This window comes from Mycetocola sp. Y791 (assembly GCF_059445325.1).
Genome location: NZ_JCAIUC010000003.1, coordinates 1 through 25,448 on the forward strand (window position 1 = coordinate 1; position 25,448 = coordinate 25,448).

General features: G+C 66.0%; 25 protein-coding genes and 1 rRNA gene. 21 read left to right on the plus strand and 5 right to left on the minus strand.

All coding sequences use genetic code 11. The annotated features are described in order from the left end of the window. The 20 genes from rrf to AC1C2N_RS09180 form a co-directional block, all read left to right on the plus strand. Positions 1-114: ribosomal RNA gene (rrf, locus tag AC1C2N_RS09085) — 5S ribosomal RNA — on the plus strand; the annotation flags it as partial. A gap of 417 nt (positions 115-531) precedes the next feature. Then, positions 532-1,185 (plus strand): hypothetical protein, encoded by a 654-nt coding sequence (locus tag AC1C2N_RS09090; protein ID WP_495433747.1) that lies wholly within the window; start codon positions 532-534, stop codon positions 1,183-1,185. Beyond that, complete coding sequence (locus AC1C2N_RS09095) at positions 1,182-2,231, plus strand: hypothetical protein (protein ID WP_495433748.1); 1,050 nt, start codon at positions 1,182-1,184, stop codon at positions 2,229-2,231. The genes AC1C2N_RS09090 and AC1C2N_RS09095 overlap by 4 nt, the downstream gene beginning before the upstream one ends. Further along, entirely contained in the window at positions 2,203-3,231 is a 1,029-nt protein-coding gene (locus tag AC1C2N_RS09100) for an HAD-IIA family hydrolase (protein WP_495433749.1), read from the plus strand. Before AC1C2N_RS09095 ends, AC1C2N_RS09100 begins: the two co-directional genes overlap by 29 nt. 22 nt (positions 3,232-3,253) lie before the next feature. Then, positions 3,254-3,418 (plus strand): hypothetical protein, encoded by a 165-nt coding sequence (locus AC1C2N_RS09105; RefSeq protein WP_162924917.1) that lies wholly within the window; start codon positions 3,254-3,256, stop codon positions 3,416-3,418. Further along, complete coding sequence (locus tag AC1C2N_RS09110; protein WP_495433750.1) at positions 3,415-4,263, plus strand: TlyA family RNA methyltransferase; 849 nt, start codon at positions 3,415-3,417, stop codon at positions 4,261-4,263. The genes AC1C2N_RS09105 and AC1C2N_RS09110 overlap by 4 nt, the downstream gene beginning before the upstream one ends. A gap of 5 nt (positions 4,264-4,268) precedes the next feature. After that, a complete protein-coding gene (locus AC1C2N_RS09115) occupies positions 4,269-5,186 on the plus strand; it encodes an NAD kinase (protein WP_483403804.1) in 918 nt (305 codons plus the stop codon). Continuing rightward, positions 5,179-6,897 (plus strand): DNA repair protein RecN, encoded by a 1,719-nt coding sequence (recN, locus tag AC1C2N_RS09120; RefSeq protein WP_495433751.1) that lies wholly within the window; start codon positions 5,179-5,181, stop codon positions 6,895-6,897. Before AC1C2N_RS09115 ends, recN begins: the two co-directional genes overlap by 8 nt. A gap of 9 nt (positions 6,898-6,906) precedes the next feature. Next, positions 6,907-8,592, plus strand: coding sequence for a CTP synthase (pyrG, locus tag AC1C2N_RS09125; RefSeq protein WP_483404949.1), 1,686 nt, complete (start codon positions 6,907-6,909; stop codon positions 8,590-8,592). Positions 8,593-8,725: 133 nt separating this feature from the next. Beyond that, complete coding sequence (locus AC1C2N_RS09130) at positions 8,726-9,295, plus strand: NUDIX domain-containing protein (RefSeq protein WP_495434216.1); 570 nt, start codon at positions 8,726-8,728, stop codon at positions 9,293-9,295. Position 9,296: 1 nt separating this feature from the next. Beyond that, the gene (gene xerD / locus AC1C2N_RS09135) at positions 9,297-10,202 is read left to right on the plus strand and encodes a site-specific tyrosine recombinase XerD (RefSeq protein ID WP_483403806.1); all 906 of its coding nucleotides are present in this window, start codon (positions 9,297-9,299) and stop codon (positions 10,200-10,202) included. 234 nt (positions 10,203-10,436) lie between these two features. After that, positions 10,437-11,321, plus strand: a complete 885-nt coding sequence (locus tag AC1C2N_RS09140) for a ParA family protein (protein ID WP_495433752.1) — start codon at positions 10,437-10,439, stop codon at positions 11,319-11,321. Further along, on the plus strand, positions 11,305-12,147 hold the full coding sequence (locus tag AC1C2N_RS09145; protein WP_495433753.1) for a segregation and condensation protein A: 843 nt from the start codon (positions 11,305-11,307) through the stop codon (positions 12,145-12,147). Before AC1C2N_RS09140 ends, AC1C2N_RS09145 begins: the two co-directional genes overlap by 17 nt. Positions 12,148-12,157: 10 nt before the next feature. Beyond that, positions 12,158-12,799 (plus strand): SMC-Scp complex subunit ScpB, encoded by a 642-nt coding sequence (gene scpB, locus AC1C2N_RS09150; RefSeq protein ID WP_495434217.1) that lies wholly within the window; start codon positions 12,158-12,160, stop codon positions 12,797-12,799. 88 nt (positions 12,800-12,887) lie between these two features. Continuing rightward, positions 12,888-13,682, plus strand: a complete 795-nt coding sequence (locus AC1C2N_RS09155; RefSeq protein WP_483404951.1) for a pseudouridine synthase — start codon at positions 12,888-12,890, stop codon at positions 13,680-13,682. Between the two features lie 14 nt (positions 13,683-13,696). Further along, positions 13,697-14,782: a prephenate dehydrogenase gene (locus AC1C2N_RS09160; RefSeq protein WP_483403810.1), complete on the plus strand. Its 1,086-nt coding sequence runs from the start codon at positions 13,697-13,699 to the stop codon at positions 14,780-14,782. A 2-nt stretch (positions 14,783-14,784) separates the two neighbouring features. After that, positions 14,785-15,453, plus strand: coding sequence for a (d)CMP kinase (gene cmk / locus AC1C2N_RS09165; protein ID WP_495433754.1), 669 nt, complete (start codon positions 14,785-14,787; stop codon positions 15,451-15,453). Between the two features lie 45 nt (positions 15,454-15,498). Then, a complete protein-coding gene (der, locus tag AC1C2N_RS09170) occupies positions 15,499-17,013 on the plus strand; it encodes a ribosome biogenesis GTPase Der (RefSeq protein WP_483403812.1) in 1,515 nt (504 codons plus the stop codon). 37 nt (positions 17,014-17,050) lie between these two features. After that, complete coding sequence (locus tag AC1C2N_RS09175; protein WP_495433755.1) at positions 17,051-17,950, plus strand: NUDIX domain-containing protein; 900 nt, start codon at positions 17,051-17,053, stop codon at positions 17,948-17,950. Positions 17,951-18,579: 629 nt separating this feature from the next. Further along, the gene (locus AC1C2N_RS09180) at positions 18,580-19,539 is read left to right on the plus strand and encodes a nucleoside hydrolase (protein ID WP_495433756.1); all 960 of its coding nucleotides are present in this window, start codon (positions 18,580-18,582) and stop codon (positions 19,537-19,539) included. A gap of 5 nt (positions 19,540-19,544) precedes the next feature. Here AC1C2N_RS09180 and AC1C2N_RS09185 read toward each other — a convergent pair whose 3' ends face one another. Then, positions 19,545-20,141: a GNAT family N-acetyltransferase gene (locus AC1C2N_RS09185; RefSeq protein ID WP_495433757.1), complete on the minus strand. Its 597-nt coding sequence runs from the start codon at positions 20,139-20,141 to the stop codon at positions 19,545-19,547. A gap of 182 nt (positions 20,142-20,323) precedes the next feature. Here AC1C2N_RS09185 and AC1C2N_RS09190 point away from each other — a divergent pair, with 182 nt between their 5' ends. Further along, a complete protein-coding gene (locus AC1C2N_RS09190; RefSeq protein WP_495433758.1) occupies positions 20,324-20,767 on the plus strand; it encodes a sigma-70 family RNA polymerase sigma factor family protein in 444 nt (147 codons plus the stop codon). A gap of 53 nt (positions 20,768-20,820) precedes the next feature. Here the strand turns inward: AC1C2N_RS09190 and glsA are convergent, their stop codons facing one another. The 4 genes from glsA to AC1C2N_RS09210 all read right to left on the minus strand — a co-directional run bounded on the left by glsA (position 20,821) and on the right by AC1C2N_RS09210 (position 25,431). Next, positions 20,821-21,834: a glutaminase A gene (gene glsA / locus AC1C2N_RS09195; RefSeq protein WP_495433759.1), complete on the minus strand. Its 1,014-nt coding sequence runs from the start codon at positions 21,832-21,834 to the stop codon at positions 20,821-20,823. Positions 21,835-21,921: 87 nt separating this feature from the next. Further along, complete coding sequence (locus AC1C2N_RS09200; RefSeq protein ID WP_495433760.1) at positions 21,922-23,577, minus strand: glycoside hydrolase family 13 protein; 1,656 nt, start codon at positions 23,575-23,577, stop codon at positions 21,922-21,924. Beyond that, a complete protein-coding gene (locus AC1C2N_RS09205; RefSeq protein WP_495433761.1) occupies positions 23,561-24,469 on the minus strand; it encodes a carbohydrate ABC transporter permease in 909 nt (302 codons plus the stop codon). Before AC1C2N_RS09205 ends, AC1C2N_RS09200 begins: the two co-directional genes overlap by 17 nt. Continuing rightward, a complete protein-coding gene (locus tag AC1C2N_RS09210) occupies positions 24,466-25,431 on the minus strand; it encodes a carbohydrate ABC transporter permease (RefSeq protein ID WP_495433762.1) in 966 nt (321 codons plus the stop codon). The genes AC1C2N_RS09205 and AC1C2N_RS09210 overlap by 4 nt, the downstream gene beginning before the upstream one ends. Between the last annotated feature and the right edge of the window lie 17 nt (positions 25,432-25,448).

Genomic DNA, 25,448 nt, shown 5'->3' on the forward strand with positions numbered 1-25,448 from the left:
GGCGGCCATAGCAAGAGGGAAACGCCCGGTCACATTCCGAACCCGGAAGCTAAGACTCTTTGCGCCGATGGTACTGCAGGGGGGACCCTGTGGGAGAGTAGGACACCGCCGGACTTAACTTAGTAAAATGGCCACCCAAGTGCGGGTGGCCATTTTGCGTTTTAACACAGTTTTTTCAACATAATAGGGAGTACTTCATGCCGGATTCTGCGGACAATTCGGGCGCCAGGCGCCCCGATCGCGGACCGAACGACCGCCAATCTGGCGAGAATCGTCGGTCCAACGACTCCGGCCGAGGCGACTCCCGCCCCCGCACAGACCGTGCGGGCTCCGGTCGCCCCAGCGGTGACCGTCCGTCGTACGGCGGCGGCTCAGATCGCCCCCGCACCGGCGGAAGCGAGCGTCCGCGTTACGGTGCCGGCTCTGATCGGACGGATCGTCCGCGTTCCGAGGGCAGCGAGCGTCCGCGTTACGGAGCCGGGTCGGATCGAACGGAACGTCCGCGCACTGGAAGCAGCGAGCGTCCACGATATGGTGCGGGTTCTGACCGCACCGAGCGCCCGCGCTCGAGCGCCGGCCGTGACGAGCGTCCTCGCGGAGAGCGTCCTTCCTACGGAGACAAGCCCCGCGGTGACCGACCGGCTTCCGGTGATCGACCGCGTACCGAGCGTCCCTACGGTGATAAGCCTCGCGGGGATCGTCCGTCCTACGGTGACAAGCCGCGCGGTGACCGTCCCGCATCGGGGGATCGGGCTCGTTCCGACCGTCCCTCATACGGTGATAAGCCTCGTGGGGATCGTCCCTCGTACGGTGATAAGCCTCGTGGGGATCGTCCCTCGTACGGTGATAAGCCTCGTGGTGATCGTCCCTCGTACGGTGATAAGCCTCGTGGTGATCGTCCCTCGTACGGTGATAAGCCTCGTGGTGATCGTCCCTCGTACGGTGATAAGCCTCGTGGTGATCGTCCGTCCTACGGTGATAAGCCTCGTGGTGATCGTCCGTCCTACGGTGATAAGCCTCGTGGTGATCGTCCGTCGTACGGTGATAAGCCTCGCGGTGCCCGGCCCGATCGTCCACGCGAGGATCGCCCCCGCGGCGGTCGCGACCGCGACGAGAAGCTCTGGACCCGTGGCGGAGCCCCCGCACGCGGCGACAGGGAGGCAAGCCAGGTCGAAGACGAGATGACCGATGAGCAGCGCATGCAGCGCGAGCACCGCATGGTGCGCTCGGAACACTACGACCCCGACCTGCCCGACTCAGTGACGGCAAACGACCTCGATCGGATTGCCCGCAACGAGCTCAAGACACTGACCGCAGACAACGCTGAGCGCGTTGCCCGGCACCTGGCGATGGCTGCGATGCTCATCGAGGAAGACCCGGAACTCGCGCACCAGCACGCTCTTTCCGCTGCACGTCGTGCCGGACGCATCGGCGTCGTCCGCGAGACCCTCGCGATCACGGCGTACGAGACGGGCGACTACGCCCTGGCGCTTCGCGAGCTCCGTACGCACCGCCGGATCACAGGGTCGAACGACCAGGTCCCGCTGATGGTCGACAGCGAACGCGGCGTCGGCCGTCCCGAGCGTGCGCTCGAACTCGGCCGGAGCGTCGACAGGGCGAGCCTTGCCTCACCGGTTCGTGTGGCTCTCGCCATCGCGATGTCCGGCGCCCGGCTTGACCTCGGCCAGCCGGAACTCGCGCTTGCTGAACTGCAGATCCCCGAGCTCAACCCAGACAGGGCATTCGAGTGGAGCCCCGAGCTGTTCGCAGCTGAGGCCGAAGTGCTCGAAGAGCTCGGTCGCGGCGAGGAGGCTGCCCTGTGGCGGAAGCGCGCGGAAGTTGCCGGAGCGGCGATCGCCGAACAGCGGGGAGACAACGAACTCGAGACCATCGAGATCTTTGAGATTCTCGAGGAGTCAGACGACGACGACACCGAAGTGTCCGAGCCCGAGGGTATCCCGATCGCGGTCGACGACTCGACGGACCTGGCCAGCGCTGTTGCCGCTGGGGCGTTCGACGATGTCGCGGAAGACGCTGACGCTGACGAGTTGGATGATGCGTCCACGACCCTGGTCGACGCGGATGCGACCGACGACGAGTCCAGTGCTGACGAGATCGACGTCGACGCAGCGGATTCGGTGGCAACCGACACCGACACCGACACCGCAACCGACACCAACGACGACACGGGAGTTGAGCCGGATGAGTCCGCTGCTCAGCCGGAAAAGTAAGGCGTCGACGCCGCTCGACGGCGTCGATGTTGTGCTCGCAGACCTTGACGGTGTTGTGTACGCGGGGCCGAACGCGATTCCGCATGCTGTCGAAAGCCTCAACAAGGTGGCCGAGAGCATCCGCGTTGGCTACATCACCAACAATGCATCGCGCACCGACGCCTCGGTTGCCGAACACCTGACAGAACTCGGGTTGCACGTCGCACCGAGTGACGTCGTCACGAGTCCACAGGCCGCTGTTCGTCTGCTTGGCGAGCACGTACCGGCCGGTTCGACGGTCCTCGTTGTCGGGGGAGAGGGTCTCGTTTCCGAACTCGAAAAGGGCGGATACACCGTCACGCGGTCGGCGGATGACGCGCCCGCTGCGGTCCTGCAGGGATTCGCGCCGCACGTCAGCTGGACCGACCTCGCCGAGGCCGCCTTCGCGCTTCACCCGCGTGAAGATGGTGTCGAGATCCCGTGGATCGCGACGAACACCGACTGGACGATCCCTCAGGCGCGCGGCATCGCGCCGGGAAACGGCACTCTGGTCTCGGCCGTCCACACGGCGGTTGGCCGGCTGGCCACGGTCGCGGGCAAGCCGGAGACACCCATCTTCGATGAGGCAAAGATCCGGTTCGGATCGACCAGCCCGCTGTTCATCGGTGATCGCCTGGACACCGACATTCTCGGCGCAAACCGAGCGGGGATTCCATCCGTGCTCGTGCTGACCGGGGTCGACAAGGCGAAGCACGTGCTCGCCGCCGATAAGCACTCGCGGCCGACCTACATCGTCGACGACCTTCGCCAGCTGCACGAGGCATACCCGGCTACACGGATGTCACGCGACAACTCCGAGGCGACCGTCGGGGACGCCGTGGTGCGAATCGTCGGAAACGATGTCGTCGTGGTCCGTGAGGGCGCCAGTCGCATCGATCTCCTTCGCGCCGCATGTGCCGCCATCTGGGCATCTGGCCGGGCGATCTACGGCTTCAACGTGCCGGAGCACCTCTATTCCTGAGGTCGCGGGTAACGTAGGTCCCGTGAGCGATGACACCCAGTCCAGTGACGATGCACTCGTCCCGCGGCTCAAGCTGATCGAAGATCAACCGCTCGAGGCCCGTGCAGAGGCGTATGCCCAGCTGCACGAGGAGCTGCGCGCGCAGCTCGAGGGCGGCGACAGGATGCCGTCGAGGGCCGCGGGTTGACCGACCCGGATCCAACCGACGGCCCCCAGCGCCTCGATGCAGCCCTGGTTGCCCGGGGTTTCGCGCGGTCGCGCACCCTTGCCGCTCGGCTCATCGCCGACGGCCTCGTCACCGTCGATGGCCGCGCTGTGGTCAAGCCCGCAACCAAGGTACGCGCGAGTTCTGAACTCAGCGTCGCCGGGGCCGACCACTACGTCAGCCGAGGAGCGCACAAGCTCCTCGGAGCGCTCGACGCCTTCGGAGTCGACCCCACCGGGCGGCTCGCGCTCGATGCTGGCGCCTCAACGGGCGGATTCACACAGGTGCTGCTCGAACGCGGAGCACGCCACGTGATCGCGCTCGACGTCGGACACGGGCAGCTCGCGCCGGAGATCGCCCGCGACGAGCGGGTGAGCGTGATCGAGGGGTTCAATGTCCGCGAGCTCACGCCGGAAAACCTCGCATGGGAATCCGGCCAGTCAGAGCGCCCCGACCTCGTCGTCGGCGACCTGTCCTTCATTTCCCTCACCCACGTCCTTGGGCCTCTCCAGGGATCGGTGGCGCCTGCCAGCGATTTCATCCTCTTGATCAAGCCGCAGTTCGAAGTGGGGCGCGGCGGCATCCGCGAGGGCATCGTCCGCAACGACGGGCTCAGACAGGACGCCATAGCGACAGTGCTCTGGCACGCCTGGGATCTGGGACTCGGAACAGCCGGCCTCATCGAGTCGCCCATCGTCGGCGGTCACGGCAACCGCGAATACCTGGCCTGGTTCCGCCCGGTCGGAACCGATGTCAAGGGCCCAAGCGATACCGCACGCAATCCGACAGAATGGTTGACGACGATAACCGAGATAGCTGGAGCGTGACCCGGATGAATTCTGAACACAGATTCATCCTTGTGGTCTCCCACACGGGCAGAAAAGACTCCGTCGACGCCGCGACCCAGGTCATTCGGCAGCTGCAGGAGTCTGGAGCGCACCCCGTGCTCGCGCGCGTCGAACGCGACGAGCTCCGGGCAGCGGGTGCGGTGTTCGAGAACGTCGCGATCCTCGGTGAGGACGTCTCGGGAGAAGAACTCGAGCTCGTGATCGTGCTCGGCGGCGACGGTACCATCCTGCGCGCGGCCGAACTGGTTCGCGGGTTCGCGGCACCGCTGCTGGGTGTCAACCTCGGACACGTCGGATTCCTCGCCGAGAGCGAGAGAGACGACCTCGCGGATGCTGTCCACCGCGTTATCGCGGGCGATTACCTCGTCGAAGAGCGACTGGCGCTGAGCGTCCGGGTCAAGGTGGGCGACGACGTCGTCTGGGAGAGCTGGGCGCTCAACGAAGCGACGGTCGAGAAGGGCAGCAGAGAGCGGATGCTCGAGGTCGTCATCGAAGTCGATGGCCGGCCGCTTTCCTCCTTCGGTTGTGATGGCGTCGTGGTGTCGACGCCCACAGGGTCGACAGCGTACGGTTTCTCCGCCGGTGGTCCCGTCGTCTGGCCGACAGTGGAAGCGATGATGCTCGTTCCGTTGAGTGCTCACGCCCTCTTTGCGCGGCCTCTCGTCGTCGGACCAGATTCGTCGCTCGCCGTCGAGGTGCTCCAGCGCACGAGCGCGACGGGCGTCCTGTGGTGCGACGGACGCCGAACCCACGATCTTGAACCGGGCGCCCGCGTTATCGTTCGCCGGTCACCGGTCCCGGTGCGTCTCGCGCGCCTGCACCAGAGCCCGTTCACCGACCGGCTGGTGAAGAAATTCCACCTGCCCGTCACGGGCTGGAGGGGACCAGACGGCAATGATTGAGGAAATCGGCATCCGCGACCTCGGGGTCATCGCTGAGGCGTCGCTCCCGCTCGGCCGCGGCTTCACGGCCATCACCGGTGAAACCGGTGCAGGCAAGACCATGGTCGTCACCGCTCTCGGCCTTCTTCTGGGCGGGCGTGCAGATTCCGGCGTCATCCGTCAGGGCAGCGGCCAGGCCAGTGTCGATGGACGGTGGGTGATTCCGGCCGACGGCGCCGTCGCCGATCGAGTGGCCGAGGCGGGCGGCGGCGTCGACCCGTTCGGCGAGTCGCAGGCCGAGCTCACGCTTGGACGATCGATCTCCGCCGAGGGCCGCAGCCGCGCGCAGGTCGGCGGGCGAAGTGCACCGGTCGGCGTCCTCGCCGAGCTGGGCGAGCAACTCGTCGTCGTGCACGGTCAGTCGGACCAGGTGAGGCTGCGATCGCAGTCGGCGCAGCGCGACGCCCTCGATCGATTTGCCGGCGCCGAGCTGACCACCACCCTGAACGACTACCGGACCGTCTACTCGCGCTACCTCGAGAACGTGACCGAACGCGACAGGCTGGTCCGTGAGCGCGACGCGCGGAGCGCCGAAGCCGCTGAGCTTCGCGAGATCATCGCGGAGATCGAGGCGGTCGCACCGCAGCCCGGCGAAGACGACGAGCTTGCCGTTCGCGCTGAAAAGCTCACCAACCTCGAGGATCTCCGTATCGCTGCGGCGAGTGCGCGCGAAGCCATCTCCGCCGAAGAATCCGATGGCCCCGATGTTGTCGTGCTGCTCGACTCGGCCCGCAGGCAACTCGAACGGGTGGCGTCGTACGACGCTGAGCTCGGAACGCTGGCCGAGCAGGTCGCGAGTGCGAGCTACCAGTTGTCAGAGGTGGCACTCGAGCTCTCGCGCTACCTCGCCGGCCTCGACGCCGACGGTGCCAGGGAACTGGAGATCGTGCAGGACCGGCGGAACGAACTGAGCATCCTCATGCGCAAGTACGGTCCCGGCTTCGACGACGTGCTCGCGGTTCTCGAGAACGGCAACGCCAGGCTGCTCGAACTCGACAGTGACACCGACAGGATCGAAGAGCTCGACGCCGTCGTCGAAGCGGATGCTGCACTCGTCGACACCCTGGCGACGCGCCTGAGCGAGGTGCGCGGTGATGCCGCCGAACGACTGGCATCCGCGGTCTCGGACGAACTCTCGGCTCTCGCCATGCCCGACGCGACGCTCGTCATCGAGGTCTCCACGAACGACGAACTGACGTTCTCCGGCCGTGACAACGTGCAGTTCCTGCTGAGGCCCCACGCCGGCGCCGAACCGCGCGCCCTGGCAAAGGGGGCATCGGGCGGCGAGCTCTCGCGCGTCATGCTCGCGATCGAGGTCGTCATCGCGGGTACGGATCCGGTGCCGACGTTCGTCTTCGACGAGGTCGACGCGGGCGTCGGGGGAGCGGCGGCGATCGAGATCGGCCGGCGACTCGCCCGGCTGGCCGAGACCGCGCAGGTCATCGCGGTGACCCACCTCGCCCAGGTTGCCGCCTTCGCCAACAACCACCTCGCCGTCGTGAAGGATTCCGACGGTACGGTCACGGCATCCAGTGTTCGACAGCTCACGGGAGATGAACGGACCGCGGAGATGGCACGACTGCTTTCCGGACTCGCCGACAGCGAATCCGGACTCGCCCACGCTGAGGAGCTCCTGACGCTCGCTCGGTCAGCAACTCACATGGTAGGATAGAAGCCCGTGGTGAACATTACAGACGCGGACCTTTCGAACGACACGACCAAACACATTTTTGTGACCGGTGGTGTCGTTTCTTCGTTGGGCAAGGGACTCACGGCGGCAAGCCTGGGCAACCTGCTCACAGCTCGGGGACTGCGTGTCGTCATGCAGAAACTCGACCCATACCTGAACGTCGATCCTGGAACGATGAACCCGTTCCAGCACGGCGAAGTCTTCGTCACTGACGACGGCACAGAGACCGACCTCGACATCGGTCACTACGAGCGCTTCCTCGACATCAACCTGAGCCAGGCGGCGAACGTCACCACCGGCCAGATCTACTCGACGGTCATCGCGCGCGAGCGCCGCGGCGAGTACCTCGGTGACACGGTGCAGGTCATCCCGCACATCACCGACGAGATTAAGCGCCGGATGCGCCTGCAGGCGTCCAACGATCCCAAGCCAGACGTGATCATCACGGAGGTCGGTGGAACCGTCGGCGACATCGAGTCACAGCCCTTTATCGAAGCCGCGCGCCAGGTGCGCCACGAGCTCGGCCGCAAGAACGTCTTCTTCGTGCACGTCTCGCTCGTGCCGTACATGAACGCCTCTGGTGAGCAGAAGACCAAGCCGACGCAGCACTCAGTCGCGGCGCTCCGGTCCATCGGTATCCAGCCCGACGCGCTCGTTCTCCGCAGCGACCGCCCCGTCTCCGAGTCGAACAAGCGCAAGATCGCGCTGATGTGCGACGTCGATGAGGCAGCCGTCGTCAACTGTGTCGACGTGCCCAGCATCTACGACATCCCGAAGGTTCTCAACGACCAGGGGCTCGACGCCTACATCATCGACCTCCTCGGACTCGAGGCGGGCGAGGTGGACTGGTCAGCGTGGTCACCGGTGCTCAAGGCCGTCCACGAACCCAAGCACGAGGTCACCATCGGGCTCGTCGGCAAGTACATCGACCTTCCGGACGCATACCTCTCGGTCACCGAAGCGCTTCGGGCCGGCGGGTTCGCCCACGAGTCCAAGGTCAAGCTGCAGTGGATCCCGTCTGACGAATGCGAAACCCCCGAGGGTGCTGCCAAGGCGCTCAGTGACCTCGACGGAATCTGCATTCCCGGTGGATTCGGCATCCGTGGCATCGAAGGAAAGCTCGGGGCACTCAAGTTCGCCCGCGACAACAAGATCCCGACGCTCGGACTGTGCCTCGGCCTCCAGTGCATGGTGATCGAGTATGCGCGCAACGAAGCGGGTCTCGCCGGTGCGAGCTCGAGCGAGTTCGACCCCGACACCGAGTTCCCGGTTATCGCGACGATGGCGGAGCAGGTCGAGATCATCGCCGGGGGAGACCTCGGTGGAACCATGCGCCTCGGTTCGTACCCGGCAACACTCGACGAAGGTTCGATCACCGCCGAGCTGTACGGCTCGACCGAGATCTCCGAGCGTCACCGTCACCGTTACGAGGTCAACAACCGTTACCGCCAGCAGATCGCGGATGCCGGCCTCGTGTTCTCGGGGACGAGCCCCGACGGCCAGCTGGTCGAGTTCGTCGAACTCGATCGCGAGGAGCACCCGTTCTACGTTGGCACCCAGGCTCACCCCGAGCTTCGGTCACGCCCGACCCACGCGCACCCGCTGTTCCGTGGCCTGATCGGCGCCGCTCTCGAGCGTCAGCAGGCCAGCCTGCTGTTCGAGGTCGCCGGTGCCTGAGTCCGGCCAGGGCGCGGAGTCCGCGTCCAGCCCCGGGCTCGGAATCGGGGCTGCCTCGAGCGCTGAGCCGGGCCCGCTCGAAGACGAGCCCACCGAGGTCGAGGTTCGCTCCAGCGAACTCGTTTTCGACGGCATGGTGTGGGGTGTTCGCCGCGACGTCTTCGACTACAACGGTCAGGACATCGCCAGGGAATACCTGGATCACACCGGCGCTGTTGCCGTCTTCGCCATGGACGAGAACGATCGGGTGCTGCTGATCAAGCAGTACCGGCATCCGGTTCGCCTGCGCGAGTGGGAGATCCCCGCCGGTCTTCTCGATGTCGAGGGGGAGGACCCACTCGTCGCCGCGAAGCGCGAGCTCGCCGAGGAAGTCGACATCGAGGCGCGTGACTGGAGTGTGCTCGCCGAGTTCGCGACCTCACCGGGTGGCAGCGACGAAGTGATCCGGGTGTACCTTGCCCGTGGTCTCACGGCGACTCCGGAGGCGTTTGAGCGCACCGACGAAGAGGCAGACATCGAACTGCGCTGGGCCCCGCTCGACGAACTCGTCACAGCGGTGCTCGAGCGGCGCATTCAGAACCCGTCGCTCTCGATCGCCGTGCTCGCCGCCGCTGCGGCTGAGCAACGCAACTGGGAGACGCTCGGCGACGCTGATGAGCCGTGGACGCGGCATCCGAAGCTCGGATCTTCGTCGGCGAGCTGACGTGTCACTCACGCGTGACCTCGACCAGTACCTGCGTCACGTTTCGATCGAGCGAGGGCTGTCGGCAAACACCGTCGCCGCCTACCGCCGCGACCTGACGATGTACGTCGAGTGGCTGGCGTCGCGAACCGTTCCCGGTATCGCCGACGTGAAGCGCGAACACGTCACGGAGTTCCTCCGTGACCTGGCCACGCGCGAGGACTCGCCGTTGACCGCGTCGTCGCTGGCACGCGTGCTGTCGTCGGTGAGGGGCCTGCACCGGTTCCTCCTCGACGAGGGCGCCGTGGAGGTGGACGTTGCCCGGGAGGTCAAGCCGCCGAAGCTCCCGAGCCGGTTGCCGAAGGCGCTCACGGTCGACCAGGTCACCGCGTTGCTTGACGCGGCATCCGGCGACGACCCGCAGTCGCTCAGGGACCGCGCCCTGCTCGAGTTCCTCTATGCGACGGGCGCGCGAGTGTCTGAGGTGGTCTCGCTCAACGTCGACGACGTGTTCGACGAGGACATCGTGCGGCTGACGGGCAAGGGCAACAAGGAGCGGATCGTTCCGGTCGGATCATATGCCAGGGCAGCGCTCGACACGTACCTCGTTCGGGCGCGACCGGTCTTTTCGGTGCGGGGCGTCGCAACACCGGCGCTGTTCCTGGGGTTGCGCGGGCAGCGGGTGTCCCGGCAGAACGCGTGGCTGATCATCCGGGCCGCCGCCGAACGGGCGGGGCTCGCGGCGCACGTGTCGCCGCACACGCTCAGGCACTCGTTCGCGACCCACCTGCTGCAGGGCGGAGCTGACGTGCGGGTCGTGCAGGAACTGCTCGGGCACTCGTCGGTGGCGACGACCCAGATCTACACGCTCGTGACGGCGGACACGCTCCGCGACATGTACACGACGGCGCATCCGCGGGCGCGCTGAGCGGTCGCTGGCCCGGCGAGAGCATCACTTCCGGTCGAGAGCATCCGGCGCAACTGATGGGCTCGACCGCAAGTGATGGTCTCGGGCGGCGGGTGCGTGCAGCGCGCGCGCGGCGCTGGCCCGCAACAGGGCGAGAACCGCGGCTCTCTGCGTGGGCGCACCGCCGATCCGGAGCTGGCGGATACAATCAATACCGCAGCACGACACGAAAACGCGAGGAGCGGGGCAAGCCAGGTGGCCAAAACAAACGAAGAGCTCTTCTCGGTGGAGACACCGATCGCAAAGAAGGGCCCGACGGGTCGGACCCTTTCCGAGTTCGCCGTACCAGCACCGCTCAAGAGTCACGGCCCCGCCCGCATCATCTCGCTCTGCAACCAGAAGGGCGGCGTCGGCAAAACGACGACGACCATCAGCCTGGGTGCCGCCCTCGCCGACTACGGTCGCCGCGTGCTCTGCATCGACTTCGACCCGCAGGGTGCGCTGTCCGCCGGCCTCGGCGTCAACACGCACGACGCCGTCACGATCTACGACCTCCTGCTGAGCAACAAGCACGATCCACTGGATGCCATCCAGCACACGTCGGTCGACGGCCTTGACCTCATCCCCGCGAACATCGACCTGTCTGCGGCGGAAGTCCACCTCGTCAACGAGGTGGCTCGCGAGCAGATCCTCGCTCGGGTGCTGCGCAAGCTGACGCCGCACTACGACGTCATCCTCATCGACTGCCAGCCCTCGCTCGGTCTGCTCACCGTCAACGCCCTCACGGCGAGCCACGGCGTGCTGATCCCGCTCGAGTGCGAGTTCTTCGCGCTCCGTGGGGTGGCGCTGCTCATCGAAACGATCGAGAAGGTCAAGGACCGGCTGAACCCCGCCATCGAGCTTGACGGCATCCTCGCCACGATGTTCGACTCGCGGACCCTGCACTCACGTGAGGTGCTCGAGCGCGTCGTCGACGCGTTCGGTGACGACGTGCTCGAAACCGTCATCGGTCGCACGGTCAAGTTCCCCGACGCCAGCGTTGCCGGCAGCCCCATCACCGAGTTCGCTCCTGAGCATGCGTCGGCCAAGGCCTACCGCCAGCTCGCCAGGGAGCTGGTTGCGCGTGGCGCTGTCGCCTGACACCGCTCGAGCGGCAACCGATGTGCCCGAAAGGGTGGATGGGCCCGTCGGCTTCCAGGTCGCCCTCGGCAACTTCGAGGGACCGTTCGACCTCCTGCTGTCGCTGATTACGAAGCACGAGCTCGACATCACCGAGATCTCGCTGTCTCGCGTGACCGACGAGTTCATCAGCTACCTGCGCGGCCTCGACTCCGCCGAGGAGATGGACCAGGCCAGCGAGTTCCTCGTGGTCGCAGCGACCCTGCTCGACCTCAAGATCGCCGGCCTTCTCCCGCAGGGCGAACTGGTCGACGCCGAAGACGTCGCGTTGCTCGAGGCCCGCGACCTCCTCTTCGCCAGGCTTCTGCAGTACCGCGCCTTCAAGGAAGCATCCGCCTGGTTCTCGGGAAAATTCGAGAAGGAGACGCTCCGCCACGCCCGCTCGGTGCGGCTCGAGGAGAAGTTCCGGCAGCGCAAACCGGAGCTGGTGTGGACCGTCACCCTCGACGACTTTGCCGCGCTGGCAACCCTCGCTCTCACCCCGCGGGAGATTCCCGTCGTCGGCCTCGACCACCTGCACGCGCCGCTCGTCAGCATCAGGGAACAGGCAGCCCACGTCGTCGCGATGCTCAAGCACGGCGAACCGATGACGTTCCGGCAGATCATCGCCGGTGCGGATGCGAAGGGCGTCATCATCGCCCGGTTCCTCGCCGTCCTCGAGCTGTATCGGCGTGCTGCGCTGAGCTTCGAGCAGCTGGAGCCGCTCGGCGAGCTGACGCTCAAGTGGACCGCTGAGAACTTCACCGAGGAGACCCTGGCCAACCTGGGAGCAGACTATGACAATTGAGACAGGCGCCATGGACGTGGGTATTCGTGAAGCCGACGCTCCCGCTGGCGACAGCCAGGCACCGGATGCCGCTGACGTCACCGCTGCGGCTCCGCCCATCGCCGACGTTGAACGGGCGCTCGAAGCCATCCTGATGATCGCGGACGAGCCGCAGAGCCTCGTGAGCCTCGCGACGGCTCTCCGCAGGCCGGTGAAGGTCGTGCACGCCGCGATCGAGCGGCTGGTCGCGGATTACGATGGCGTCGACGGTTCAGTGCGGCGCGGCTTTGAGCTGCGCGAGGTCGGCGGCGGCTGGCGGATTTACGTGCGCAGCGAGTTCGATACCGCTGTCACCGATTTCGTCGCGAGCGAAAACCCAAGCAAACTATCTCAGGCGGCTCTCGAGACGCTCGCGGTGATCGCGTACAAGCAACCGATCACCCGCGGCGCGATCGCGTCGATCCGTGCCGTCAACGTTGACTCGGTCGTTCGGACCCTCGCTGGCCGTGGACTCATCACCGAACTGTTCACCGACAGTGAGACCGGCGCCATCAATTACGGCACGACAGACGTTCTGCTGCAACAGCTCGGCATCAACTCGATCGACGAACTGCCCCCCATTTCACCCCTGCTCGCCGATGGCACCGAAGGATTCGACAGTGACTTCCGATAACAACACCCCAGACGAGGACTTCCAGTCCGACGACGCCGAACAGGCCGAGAAGCCACGCTTCGACCCGTTCGAGCCGGAGGGCGTTCGCCTGCAGAAGGTCCTCGCCGCTGCCGGCGTGGCATCCCGCCGCGTCTCCGAGCAGTACATCGTCGAGGGCCGCGTCCGCGTCAACGGCACCGTCGTGCGTGAACTCGGGCGACGGATCGACCCCGAGAACGACCTCGTCGAGGTCAACAACGTTCCGGTCCAGCTCGACACCACGAAGCGCTACATCGTGCTGAACAAGCCGGTCGGCGTTGTCAGCACCATGGCAGACGAGCGTGGCCGCGCTGACCTCACCCAGTACACGACCGGCTATGAGGAGCGACTGTTCAACGTCGGTCGCCTCGACGCCGAGACCAGTGGTTTGCTGATCCTCACGAACGACGGCGACCTGGCGCACATGCTCGCCCACCCGTCCTTCGGCGTGCTCAAGACCTACATCGCCAAGGTATCCGGCCGGGTTACCGCCCAGGACATCGCAACGCTCATGCGCGGTGTCGAACTCGAGGACGGCGTCATCGCCGCGGATAAGGCGCGACTGCTCGCCGGCCAGAGCACGGGCGACAGCAGCCTCGTCGAGCTCACGCTGCACTCGGGCAAGAACCGCATTGTGCGACGGATGCTCGCTGCGATCGGTCACCCGGTTCTTGAGCTTGTGCGCCGCCAGTTCGGTCCCGTTTCGCTCGGCACCCTCCGGCCCGGTGAGACTCGCGAACTGACTAAAGTTGAACTCGGTGAGCTCCTGACCATCTCGCGAGAGGTGACCAAGCTCGACAAGGCCGAGCGAGACGCCGAGCGTGATGCTGCTCGCGCCGCTGCGGCATCCGAATCGTCCGAATAGAGCACACTGTGAGCATGTCCCCGCCCCGGCTGACCGGCCAGGTCCGCATTGTCGGCGCTGGCCTGCTCGGCGCGAGCATCGGCCTCGCCCTTCGCGCGACGGGCGTCGACGTGATCCTCGCCGATGCGTCGCCGGCGCAGCTGAGGCTCGCCGTCGACTACGGTGCAGGCCGGGCCGAGCGCCCCGATGACGAGCCCCGGCTCATCGTCGTGAGCGTGCCGCCGGATGTCACGGCGGACGTGATCGAGGCTGAGCTCGCTCGGTTCCCAACCGCAGTGGTGACGGATGTGGCGAGCGTCAAGCTCGAGCCGTACCTCGCGCTGGTGAACCGCGGCGTGGACCTCACGCGGTACATCGGGTCGCACCCGCTCGCCGGACGTGAGCGCGGGGGAGCGATCTCAGCCCGCGCCGACCTCTTCCTCGGCAGGCCGTGGGTGATCTGCCGCGATGAGGAGACCCCGCCGGAGGCGCTCGCGCTCGTTGAAGACCTCGCGCTGGATCTCGGGGCGAGCCCGATCGAGATGACGCCGGAGGAGCACGACAGCTCGGTCGGCCTCGTCTCGCACGTGCCGCAGCTCGTCGCGAGCGTGCTGGCCAAGCAGCTCGTGCACGCACCGGACTCCGCCGTTCGCCTCACCGGGCAGGGCCTCCGCGACACCGTGCGGATCGCGTCGAGTGCTCCCGAACTCTGGGTGCAGATCCTCGCCTCGAACGCCGCGCCTGTCGTCGAGGTGCTTGACGCGTTCGCCGCCGATCTTGCCCGGGTGACCGACGCGCTTCGTGACCCCGATGCGGCGGGCGCGCGGCGAACCGTCGCGGACGCCATTGCCCAGGGCAACTCAGGCGTTGCGCGGCTCCCCGGAAAGCACGGCCAGGACCGGCGCTTCGAAACCATCGTCGTCATGGTCGACGACACCCCAGGCCAATTGGGAAAGCTCCTCACCGAACTCGGTGACATCGGAGTGAACATGGAAGACCTGCGACTCGAGCACTCACCAGGTGCTCAGATCGGCCTCGCCGAGATTGCGGTTCTTCCCGAGGTTCAGCAGCGCGCCATCGATGACCTCGAGGCGCGCGGCTGGCGGATTGCGAGCACGTAAGAGTGACGAAAACAGTAGTAGCCGTCGACGGTCCAGCCGGAAGCGGAAAGTCGAGTGTGTCGAAGGCAGCCGCAAAGCGCCTCGGCTTCGCCTTCCTCGATACCGGTGCGGCGTACCGTGCCCTGGCCTGGCACGTTCTCGATTCGAACGCGGACCCGGAGCAGGGAGCCGCGGTGATCGCCTCGCTCGCGAGCTTCGACTACTCGATCGGCACCGACCCTGACGGTTACGTCGTGCGCGTCGGCGACACCGACGTGACCGACAGCATCCGTGAACCGCGCGTGTCGGCGGCCGTCAGCGCGATCGCGCGCGTTCCTGAGGTGAGGTCGCACCTCACCGAGCTGTTCCGCAGCATCATTCGCGACACCGATAAGCCAGGAATTATCGTCGAGGGGCGGGACATTACGACGGTCGTTGCCCCGGATGCCACCGCGCGCATTCTGCTCACAGCCAGTGAAGAGGCTAGAATGTCAAGACGCACTGCAGAACTTGCGACTGAGTCGGCTTCCGACGTTGCAATTGCGTTGCAGAAACGTGATCGCGCGGATTCGCGCGTCGTCGACTTCATGACAGCAGCGGATGGCGTTGTCACCGTCGATTCCACCAACCTGAACTTTGACGAAACCGTCGATGCTGTACTCGACGTGATTCGCACCTCGCAAGAAAAGTAGATCGATCCGCCCAACCGCGTGGCACGATCGCAGAGAGAGACAACCATGGCTGACGCCTTTGACGAAGACACCACAGAGACAGACGACCGACTCGCCGAACGAATGAGCGACATCGACGAGGAGCTCGCCACCCGCCGGGCTGAGGCGCTCCGCACCGGTCTCGACGACTACGACCTCGCCGACGACGACCTCGACATCCTCGGTGCCGCCACCGATGACCCGGATGCCATTCGGTACCTCCCGGCGTTGCCGGTGCTCGCGATCGTCGGTCGCCCGAACGTCGGCAAGTCCGCGCTCGTGAACCGCATCCTCGGCCGTCGTGAAGCCGTCGTCGAAGACACCCCCGGTGTCACGCGCGACCGCGTCAAGTACAAGGCCGAGTGGAACGAACGCCAGTTCACCCTCGTCGACACCGGCGGCTGGGAGCCAGACGCGAAGGGCATCGACGCGTCCGTCGCCGCCCAGGCAGAGGTTGCTATCGACCTGTCCGACGCCGTTCTCTTCGTCGTCGACGCCAACGTCGGGGCAACAGCCACCGACGAGCAGGTCGTTCGCATGCTGCGGAAGATCAACAAGCCCGTGTTCCTCGTCGCCAACAAGGTCGACGACGTGCGCCAGGAGCCGAACGCTGCATCGCTGTGGTCGCTCGGCCTCGGCGAGCCGTACCCGGTCTCCGCCCTCCACGGTCGCGGAGTCGCCGACCTGCTCGACCTCATCATGACCAAGCTGCCCGAGGTTTCGGCAGTGGCCAAGGAAGAGGTCGGCGGACCCCGTCGCGTCGCTATCCTCGGTCGCCCGAACGTCGGCAAGTCGAGCCTGCTCAACAAGGCCGCCGGCGAAGAGCGCGTCGTCGTCAACGAACTCGCCGGAACCACCCGCGACCCGGTCGATGAGCAGGTCGAAATCGGTGGCAAGGTGTGGCGTTTCGTCGACACCGCAGGCATCCGTCGTCGTGTTCACCTGCAGCAGGGTGCCGACTTCTACGCCACGCTCCGCACGAGCGCCGCGCTGGAGAAGGCCGAAGTTGCCGTCGTCATGCTCGACGTCTCCGAGCCGATCAGCGAGCAGGACGTTCGCATCATCGACCTCGTTCTCGAGTCGGGCCGCGCGCTCGTGCTCGCGTTCAACAAGTGGGATCTCCTCGACGACGAACGTCGCCGCTACCTCGAGCGTGAGATCGAGCAGGACCTGGCCCACGTGGCCTGGGCTCCTCGCGTCAACATCTCCGCTCGCACCGGCCGCCACATGGAGAAGCTCGTTCCGGCACTCGAACTGGCACTGCAGTCGTGGGACACCCGCCTCCCCACCGGCAAGTTCAACGCGTTCCTCGCCGAACTCACCGCCGAGCACCCGCACCCGGTCCGCGGTGGAAAGCAGCCGCGCATCCTGTTCGGCACCCAGGCTTCGAGCCGCCCGCCGACATTCGTGCTCTTCACCACGGGCTTCCTCGACCCGGGTTACCGTCGCTACATCCAGCGTCGTCTCCGCGAGATCTACGGATTCGAAGGCAGCCCGATCAACGTCAACATGCGTGTTCGTGAGAAGCGCAAAAGGACATAATCCGATTGCCGCGGCGGAACTCGTGAGAAGCTGAACTGTGACCCACGAGTTCCCGCCGCCGCACCCGCGTAACCCCGGCGACGCCTGGGTGCACGCCGAAGACGGCTCCAAATACTGGGGCCGTTTTGGCGCATCCGGGCTTCTTGTTGTGGATGCCGAACGCGGAATATTGCTGCAGCACCGGGCGCTGTGGAGTCACTTCGGTGGCACCTGGGGGCTGCCAGGCGGTGCGCGCCACGAGGGCGAGAACGCCGTCGACGGTGCGATCCGTGAGGCGAGCGAAGAGGCTGCGGTGCCGACGGATGCCGTTCGGCCACGTTTCTCGAGGACCCTTGACCTCGGGGTGTGGTCGTACGTCACAGTGGTGGCTGACGCCGTTGCCCGGTTTGACCCGCAGATCGCTGACCCGGAGAGTATCGAGTTGCGATGGGTCGCGCTCGGCGGGGTCGATGAGCTCCCGCTCCATCCGGGGTTTGCGGCGGCGTGGCCCCGGCTGCGTGACGATATCGCGCGCCGGCCTGTGATCGTCGTCGATATGGCGAACGTGGTTGGCTCGCGCCCGGACGGCTGGTGGAACGACCGCGCCGGCGCCGCGGAACGGCTGGGACGGCAGCTCGTCGGGCTCGCTTCGTCCGGTGTGCCGGCCGCCGAGCTCGGACTGCCCCAGTCCCACTGGTGGCCGGAGATCGTCGCTGTGCTTGAAGGCCGGGCGAACGACGCTGTTCTGGACGCAACCGACAGACTCGAGGTGGTGCGGGCATCGGCCGACGGCGACTCGCGGATCGTCGACGAGGTGGCGCGACTTGCCGCCGGGCCAGGGGCATCCGTCACCGTCGTCACGAGCGATCGGGGCCTGCGTGAACGGGTCGAGGCGCTCGGCGCGACCACCCGCGGCGCCGGCTGGCTGCGCGATCTGCTCGACGCGGCGGCCGGCTGAGTCGGTTCGCCGCCAGATAAGGACATCGGCGCCAGGTAAGGACGCGCGGGCCGTTTCTGTCCTTGGCTGGGCGTTATTTCCTTCTGCCGGGGTGTCCGGGGTCGGGGTGTCCGGGGAGACCGCTACGCGGGAGTCGGCTGGCTGCGCGACCTGCTCGATGCGCCCGCGGGCTGAGCCCTCGTGCCAGAGAAGAACATCGGCGCCAGAGAAGGACATAGGCGCGAGATAAGGACGCGCGGCTGCTTTCTGTCCTTGTCTGGACGCTTTTCCTTATCTCGGGGCTTCCAGGCAGACGGGTGCTCGAGGCCTCGCCGGCTGAGGCGCCAGATCGGTCGCACCGTTAGCAGGAAAAAGCGCGTTTAGCAGGACGGTCTCTCGAGATTGGTCCTGATAACCGTGCGGTCTCCTGCGCCGCGGTGGGGCCGGTGCGCTCGCTCAGCGGCACCGGCGGCACCGGCTGAGGCACGAGAGCGGTCGCACGGTTAACAGGAAAGAGGGCGTTTATCAGGACGGTTTCTTGACATTGGTCCTGATAACCGTTCGATTGCCTGCACGGCGGTGGGCGGTTGGGCTCGCTCAGCGGCGCTGGCGGCATCCGCGGCATCGCACGCAGCTTCTAAGCTTGTCGGATGCGCACACTCCCGATTCTCCTCGACGTCGACACGGGCGTTGACGACGCCCTCGCCCTGATCTTTGCCGTCAAGCATCCGTCGATCGACGTTCGTGCCATCACGTGCGTGGCAGGCAACGCGCCGCTCGCGCAGGTCGTCGAGAACACCCTGCGCATCCTCGACACCGCTGACGCCCCGCCGATCCCGGTCGCGGCCGGTGCGGTTCGCCCGTTGCTGGCGCCCAGCCGTGCGGCAACCCACGTCCACGGCGAGGACGGGCTCGGTGGCCTCGTGCTTCCCGAAACGTCACGTGTGCCCGAATCGGTGAGCGCCGTCGAGCTCATGCGCCGCACGCTGGCCGACAGCGACGAGCCACTGACACTCGTCGCACTCGCGCCCCAGACCAACCTGGCACTGCTCCTGCGCACTCACCCCGAGGTTATCGACAAGATCAAGCGGATCGTGTTCATGGGTGGCTCGGCGAGCGTCGGCAATGCGACCGCCCTCGCTGAGTTCAATGTGTGGCACGATCCCGAAGCGGCAGCGATCGTGCTCGGCTCCGGCATCCCGATCTTCATGTACGGCCTCGACGTGTTCAACCAGGTGACTGTAGCCGAGGATGCCGCGGCAGCTCTCGCGACGGGCGGCTCGCCGCTCGGGGCGGTCGTCGGTGCGCTGCTCGGCAACCGTATTGCCCTGAGCGAGGACAGCAGTCTCGTCTACACCGGGCTGATCGGAGACGCGGGAGCGCTGTGCGCCCTCGTCGAGCCGGAGTCGCTGTCGATTGAGCGCCGCCCGGTGCGCGTCGAGCTCGCCGGATACGGGCGCGGCCAGACCGTGGTCGACCGGCGGCGGTACTCGGGTGAAGACGTGATCTACGGGGGAGCCGGGGACTGGTCGGCCATCGAGGTGGCCCTCGACGTCGACGCACCGCGATACGCGGCGCTGTTCCTCGAGACGCTCGGTCTCGTCGGCTGACCCCGTCAGGTCGCCAGCTCGAGCCGCATGAGCGCACGGGACGGCGTCGGCCTCGCGACCTCGGTGAAACCGTTCGCAGCGAACTGCGACACGACACCGTAGTAGAGCTCGGCTGACGACACCTTGTCGCGTGCGGCCGGGTCGACCGGGTAGCCCTCGAGCACCCGCGCGCCGCGTGCCTGAGCGTGCTCGGCCGCTGCGGCAAGAAGAGCGGTGGCGATGCCTCTCTTCCGGAAACCGACCCGCACGACGAAACAGGTCACGGCCCAGACGGTCGGGTCGTCGGGAGGCTCCGTGCTCACCTGGACGACCTTTCCCCGGCTGAGCCTCGGGTAGTTCTGACGCGGCTCGACGGCGCACCAACCGACCGGGGCGTCGCCCTGGTACGCGATGAGTCCCGGCGGCGGATCCAGTTCCCGCACCTGCCGTTTGAGCAATGGCTCGCGAGTCTCCCGGCTCGCGGTCTTCCACTCGGCGTTGTCCATCTTGAAGTACTGGCACCAGCAGCTCGACGGATCTCCGCGTGTTCCGAAGACCGCCTGCACGTCGTGCCATGGGGCATCCGTTGCCGAAATCACCCTGATGTCCGGATTGTCTTCCATGCCAGCATGCTAAAGCGTATAAAGGACACCGGTCCATGGTTCGGCGGACCGGCACGGCAATGAACCGGCAGGAGTCACAAAACTGCTTCCTGTCGGGTCTGAGCTTGCAATTCCGCTCGCGCGGATTCGCGAAAGGCCGAAAGGAGACCGGCAGCGTCATACAGGACGAGCTGGGCAACGCCATGTCAGTTATCGCAACGAGAAGAGCATCGCCCGACCACCCGGCACCGGGGCCGTTGGCGACCGTGTGGGAATGGCTTGCGCGACCGGTGCACTATCGCGCGGTGCGGAATCTGCGCCACGCGCTCGAGGACGGGGACGCCGGTCGTCTCGAATCCCTTCTCAAACCGACCGTCGCTGTCGTTGTCGATGATGGTCGGGTTGAGGGCCGCTCCATGAGAGTGATCGGTGGACACTACGACGCGATCGCGCTGCTTCTCCTCGGAATGCGGGCACAACCGGGGCGACGCCTTCTCGAGCGCTCGGTGAACGGCCAGGCCGGACTCTTCCTGACCCGAGACGATGGGACGGCTGCCACGATCTCGATCGACTTTAATGGGCGGCTCGTCAGCGTCATGTGGATTCGGTTGCACCCTCTGATGCTTCGGCACTGGAACACCGTCTGATCGAACGCACGCTGCTGGTGCCCGTCACGCCCGCTCCGCGACAGGAGTCTGACTCAGCGGGGACTGTCGCCGGAGGTGTTGTGGGGACGGGAAGCGAAGAGATCGAACCCGAGCCTCCGGCTGAGATACGCGGTGGCACGTTGCCCACGAACGCTGTTTCCGGCATCGTCGAGTCGAGGCGAGAAGGTTGCGATTCCTGCCTTCCCTGGTGCGATGGTGACGATTCCGCCGCTGACTCCGGATTTGCCTGGCAGCCCGATTCGGAACAGCCACTCACCCGAGTTCTGATAGAGACCGCTCGCGGCGAGCACCGCGAGAGTGTCGTGGCAGACGGTTTCAGACACCACACGCTCGCCGGTAATCGGATTGATGCCGCCATCGGCGAGGGTCGCACCCATCACGGCGATATCGGTCGCGGTGACGAGGAGCGAGCACTGCTTCGTGTAGACATCGACGACGTCGAGCGGGTTCGACCCGATGCGCCCGTAACCCTCCAGCAGCCGGGCAATTCCCTGGTTGCGCTGGTTGGACGCTGACTCCGAGCGGTACACGGCCTCGTCGAGTTCGAGGTCCTTCCCGGCGAACCCGCTGAGCCCTTTCCGGATGAACTCCCACTGCTCGTCCGGGCTGTCGCCGGGAACGAGCGCGGTGGTGGCCAGCGCACCGGCGTTGCCCATCGGATTCATGGGGTGGCCGTCGTTGAGTTCAAGTGACATCACCGAATCGAATGCCAGGCCGGTGTTATTGACACCGATGAGCTCGATCAGCTTCTCGTCGCCGATCTCCTCACACACCAGAGCCCACACGAAGGCTTTGGAGATCGACTGGATGGTGAACGGGTGATCGACGTCGCCGACGCCCTGCACCGTGCCGTCTACCTCTGCCACACAGATACCGAAGAGATCGGGGGAGGTGTCGGCGAGCTCCGGGATGTAGTCGGCGACAGTGCCGTCGGTACGGTCCAGGCTTCGGTCATAGGCGACGTTAATCGCCTCGGCGACGTCGTCACTGCTCGGCGGTGCGCCCGTGGCAACCGTGTACGGTACTGCGCTGACATCCAGATCCATCTGTTCGCTCCCTGCGTCCCGTCGCATTATTCCGTACGGGCGCGAGCAGGAGCTGGCAAGGTCACCCGGATGCCGGACGAGCGGGCACTATGACGGTTGCATCCATACTGTCGTCTCCGCGGGAAGCTGCCGACCGGAGAGCGGGCTGCTCGAGAGCAGCACGGTTCCGGACGGCAGCTCCGCCCGTTCGGCGCCGAAGTTCATCGCGATCTCCCAGCCGTTCGGGCGCCGGAACCTCACGACATCCGGTGCCGAATCGAGCCACTCGAGGTGCTCGGCTGTCTGCAGGCGGTGCCTCAGTTCGAGTGCCTTCCGATACAGCGCGAGCGTCGAATCCGGGTCGTGTTCCTGAACCGTGACCGCGACCGAGGCGAACCAGTCGGGCTGGGGGAGATGTGCGCGCGCCGTACCGAACCCGAACGACGGCCGGTCCGTGGTCCACGGCAGTGGGACACGACAGCCGTCTCTGCCGACCTCCACCCCGGGGTTGCGGAAGAAGGCAGGGTCCTGGCGGCTCTCGGCGGGAATGTCCGCGACCTCGTGCAGTCCGAGTTCTTCGCCCTGGTAGATGTAGGCGGACCCCGGCAGCGCCAGCTCGAACAGCGTGGCAGCCCGTGCCCGCCGCAGTCCCCGAGCGCGGTCGAGAACGGGCGAGACGCCACCGGACATCAGCCAGGCGTAGCCGTGCTTCTCGCCAGGGTTGGCCGGTTCGGGCAACCCATACCGGGTGGCGTGCCGCACGACGTCGTGGTTCGACAGCACCCACGTCGTCGATGACCCGGACTGCGCCGCGAGCGCGAGGTTGTCTTCGACGACGCGACGGAAGGCATCCGCATCGAAATTGGCCTCAAGAAGGTCGAAATTGAACGCCTGCCCGAGACCCTCCGGGCTCGCGTACCGGGGCACCCGATGTGACTGGACCCACGCCTCGGCCACGGCGGTGCGGGGCGGTGAATAGCTATCGAAGACGGTGCGCCACTCGGCATAGATGTCGTGGACTTCGTCGCGGTCCCAGAGCGGGTGGCCGCCGTTGCCCTTCGGCAGGGCGTCCAGCTCAGCCTGGGTCGGCAGGTGCTCGTCGAGCTTTTTGGCGAGTCCGTGAGCAACATCGATGCGGAAACCATCGACACCACGGTCGGACCAGAATCGCAGCGTTCTCAGGAAGTCGTCACGGACCTCCCTGTTGTCCCAGTTGAGGTCGGGCTGTTCGACGGCAAAGTAGTGCAGGTACCACTGGCCGTCTCCCACCGGCTCCCACGCCGGGCCGCCGAACGCGCTCGTCCAGTCGGCTGGCGGCTCGGCGCCATTGGGGCCGCGGCCGTCGCGGAAGATATACCGTGCGCGCGCCGCAGATCCGCGGGGGGATGCGAGAGCCTCACGGAACCACTCGTGCCGGTTCGAGGTGTGATTGGGGACGATGTCGACAATCATCCGGATGCCGGCAGCATGCAGGTCGGCGACGAGGGCATCGAAATCCGCGAGGGTACCGAGCCGCGGATCGACATCCCGGTAATCATCGACGTCGTACCCGCCGTCAGCAAGCGCCGACGGGTAGAACGGGCTCAACCACACAGCATCGATGTGGAGTGCGCTGAGGTAGCCGATGCGAGAACGGATGCCGGCGAGGTCACCGATTCCATCGCCATCGGAGTCGGCAAAGCTGCGCGGGTAGATCTGGTAGACGGCGGCCTGACGCCACCATGCGGCGTCGGTCTCCGACGCGACGTCATCCCTTGACAGCACCCTGGGTCACCCCTTCCATCACCCACCTCTGGGTGAACAGGTAGACGATGATCGCGGGTGCCATGGCCATGAGGTAGGAGGCGAACGACACGTTGTAGTTGCTGCTGAACTGGGTCTGGAAGATGTTCTGCACGACGGGAATGGTCTGCTGGCTGGAGTCGGCGATGATCAGCGAGGGCAGCATGAAGTCATTCCAGGAGGCCAGGAAGGCGAAGATTGCAACCGTCGCACTCATCGGCGCGAGCAGCGGGAAAATCAGCTGCCAGAAGGTCTGCCAGGTCGTGGCGCCATCGATGCGCGCGCTCTCCTCGAGTTCGAGGGGAATCGAGCGCAGGAACGCGGTAAACAGCAGGATGCTGAAGGACAACTGGAACATGATGTGCAGGATCGTCACCCCGACGGGGTTTGCCAGTCCGACCAGGCCGGTGAGCTGGATCTGGGGGAGCGCGATAACCGTGAATGGCACGAACATGGCCGCGAGCAGGTAGAAGAACGAATATCGGAACAGGCGGCGTTCCCAGTTGCGCACGATCGCGTAGGAGGCGAGGGCAGCGAGGAGCACAGTGCCGACTACCGTGGCGATCGTGACCAGGGTGGTGATGGTGAAGGTGACGGGAAAGTTGGTGAGCTCCCACGCCTGGGCGAAGCCGGAGAAGTCGACGGGAGACGGGAGCGAGAGCGCATTGCCGTCGACGGACTGCGCTGACGTCTTCATCGACATCGAGATGGTGACATACAGCGGCAGCAGGACCGTCAGGGCGCACAGGAACAGGACGATCATGAGCGGCCAGTTGGTGCGTTCCTGCCCGACCCTGCCCCGGCGGCGAGCCGGGGAAGCCGCAGTGCGGGTGTCCGCCACTGCTGGGGCAGGCGTCGAGATTTGCTGCGTCATGAGAGTGCCGCCTTTCCGCGAGTGATCCGAAGCTGGAGGATGGAGATCAGCACCGCGATGATGAAGAACATCGTTGCGTTCGCCATCTGGTAGGCGTAGTCACCACCGGTGAAGCCGGTGAAGATGGTCATGGCGATGCTTCGGGTCGCTGTGCCCGGACCGCCGGCGGTGAGACCGACGATGACGTCGTACACGTTCAGATAGCCCTTGAAACCGAGAATGATGTTGATGACGACGTAGCCGGCGACGAGCGGGAGGGTCACCGAGCGGAGCCGGACCCACGCACTCGCTCCGTCGATGTCGGCCGCTTCGTAGACCTCACCCGGAATCGACAGCAGTCCGGCGATGTAGATCAGCAGCGCGCTGGGGATCGATTGCCACGCGGTGACAATGACGATCGCGAGCCAGGCGAGGTTCTCGTTGGCCAGGATCGACTCTTGCAGCCAGCCGATCCCGGTCGCGGCGCCCAGCGCGGGCAGTGAGTTGGCGAAGAGGTACTTGAACACGAACGCGATGACGATGCCGGAGATGACCATGGGGATGACGAAGATTGCCCGAAGCGGAGTCTTCAGCCGGATCCGGGACGTCAGCGCCACCGCCAGGAGAAACGCGATGACGTTGACGGCAAGCACAGTGACGAGAGCGAAGCCGAAGGTGAAGAGGTAGCTGGCGAGAATCGCGGGATCGGAGAACACCGCGATGTAGTTGGTGAACCCGACCAGTTGCCAGTCACCGAACCCGATGAAGTTCGTGAAGCTGTAGAAGATTCCGACGATCGCCGGAACCGTGATGGCGAGGGTGAAGAGGACGAGCGTCGGCAACAGGAACAGGTAGTAGATCGGATCGACCTTCGGCTTGCCCTTTCGGCTGTGTGAGCCGGCCAGGTGGGCCGATTTTCCGTGCTCGGCCTCTGTGACGAGTGAACCGGCCGAGGCGGCGGCGGGGGTGAGGGGAATAGACATGTCGTGTCCTCCGGTAA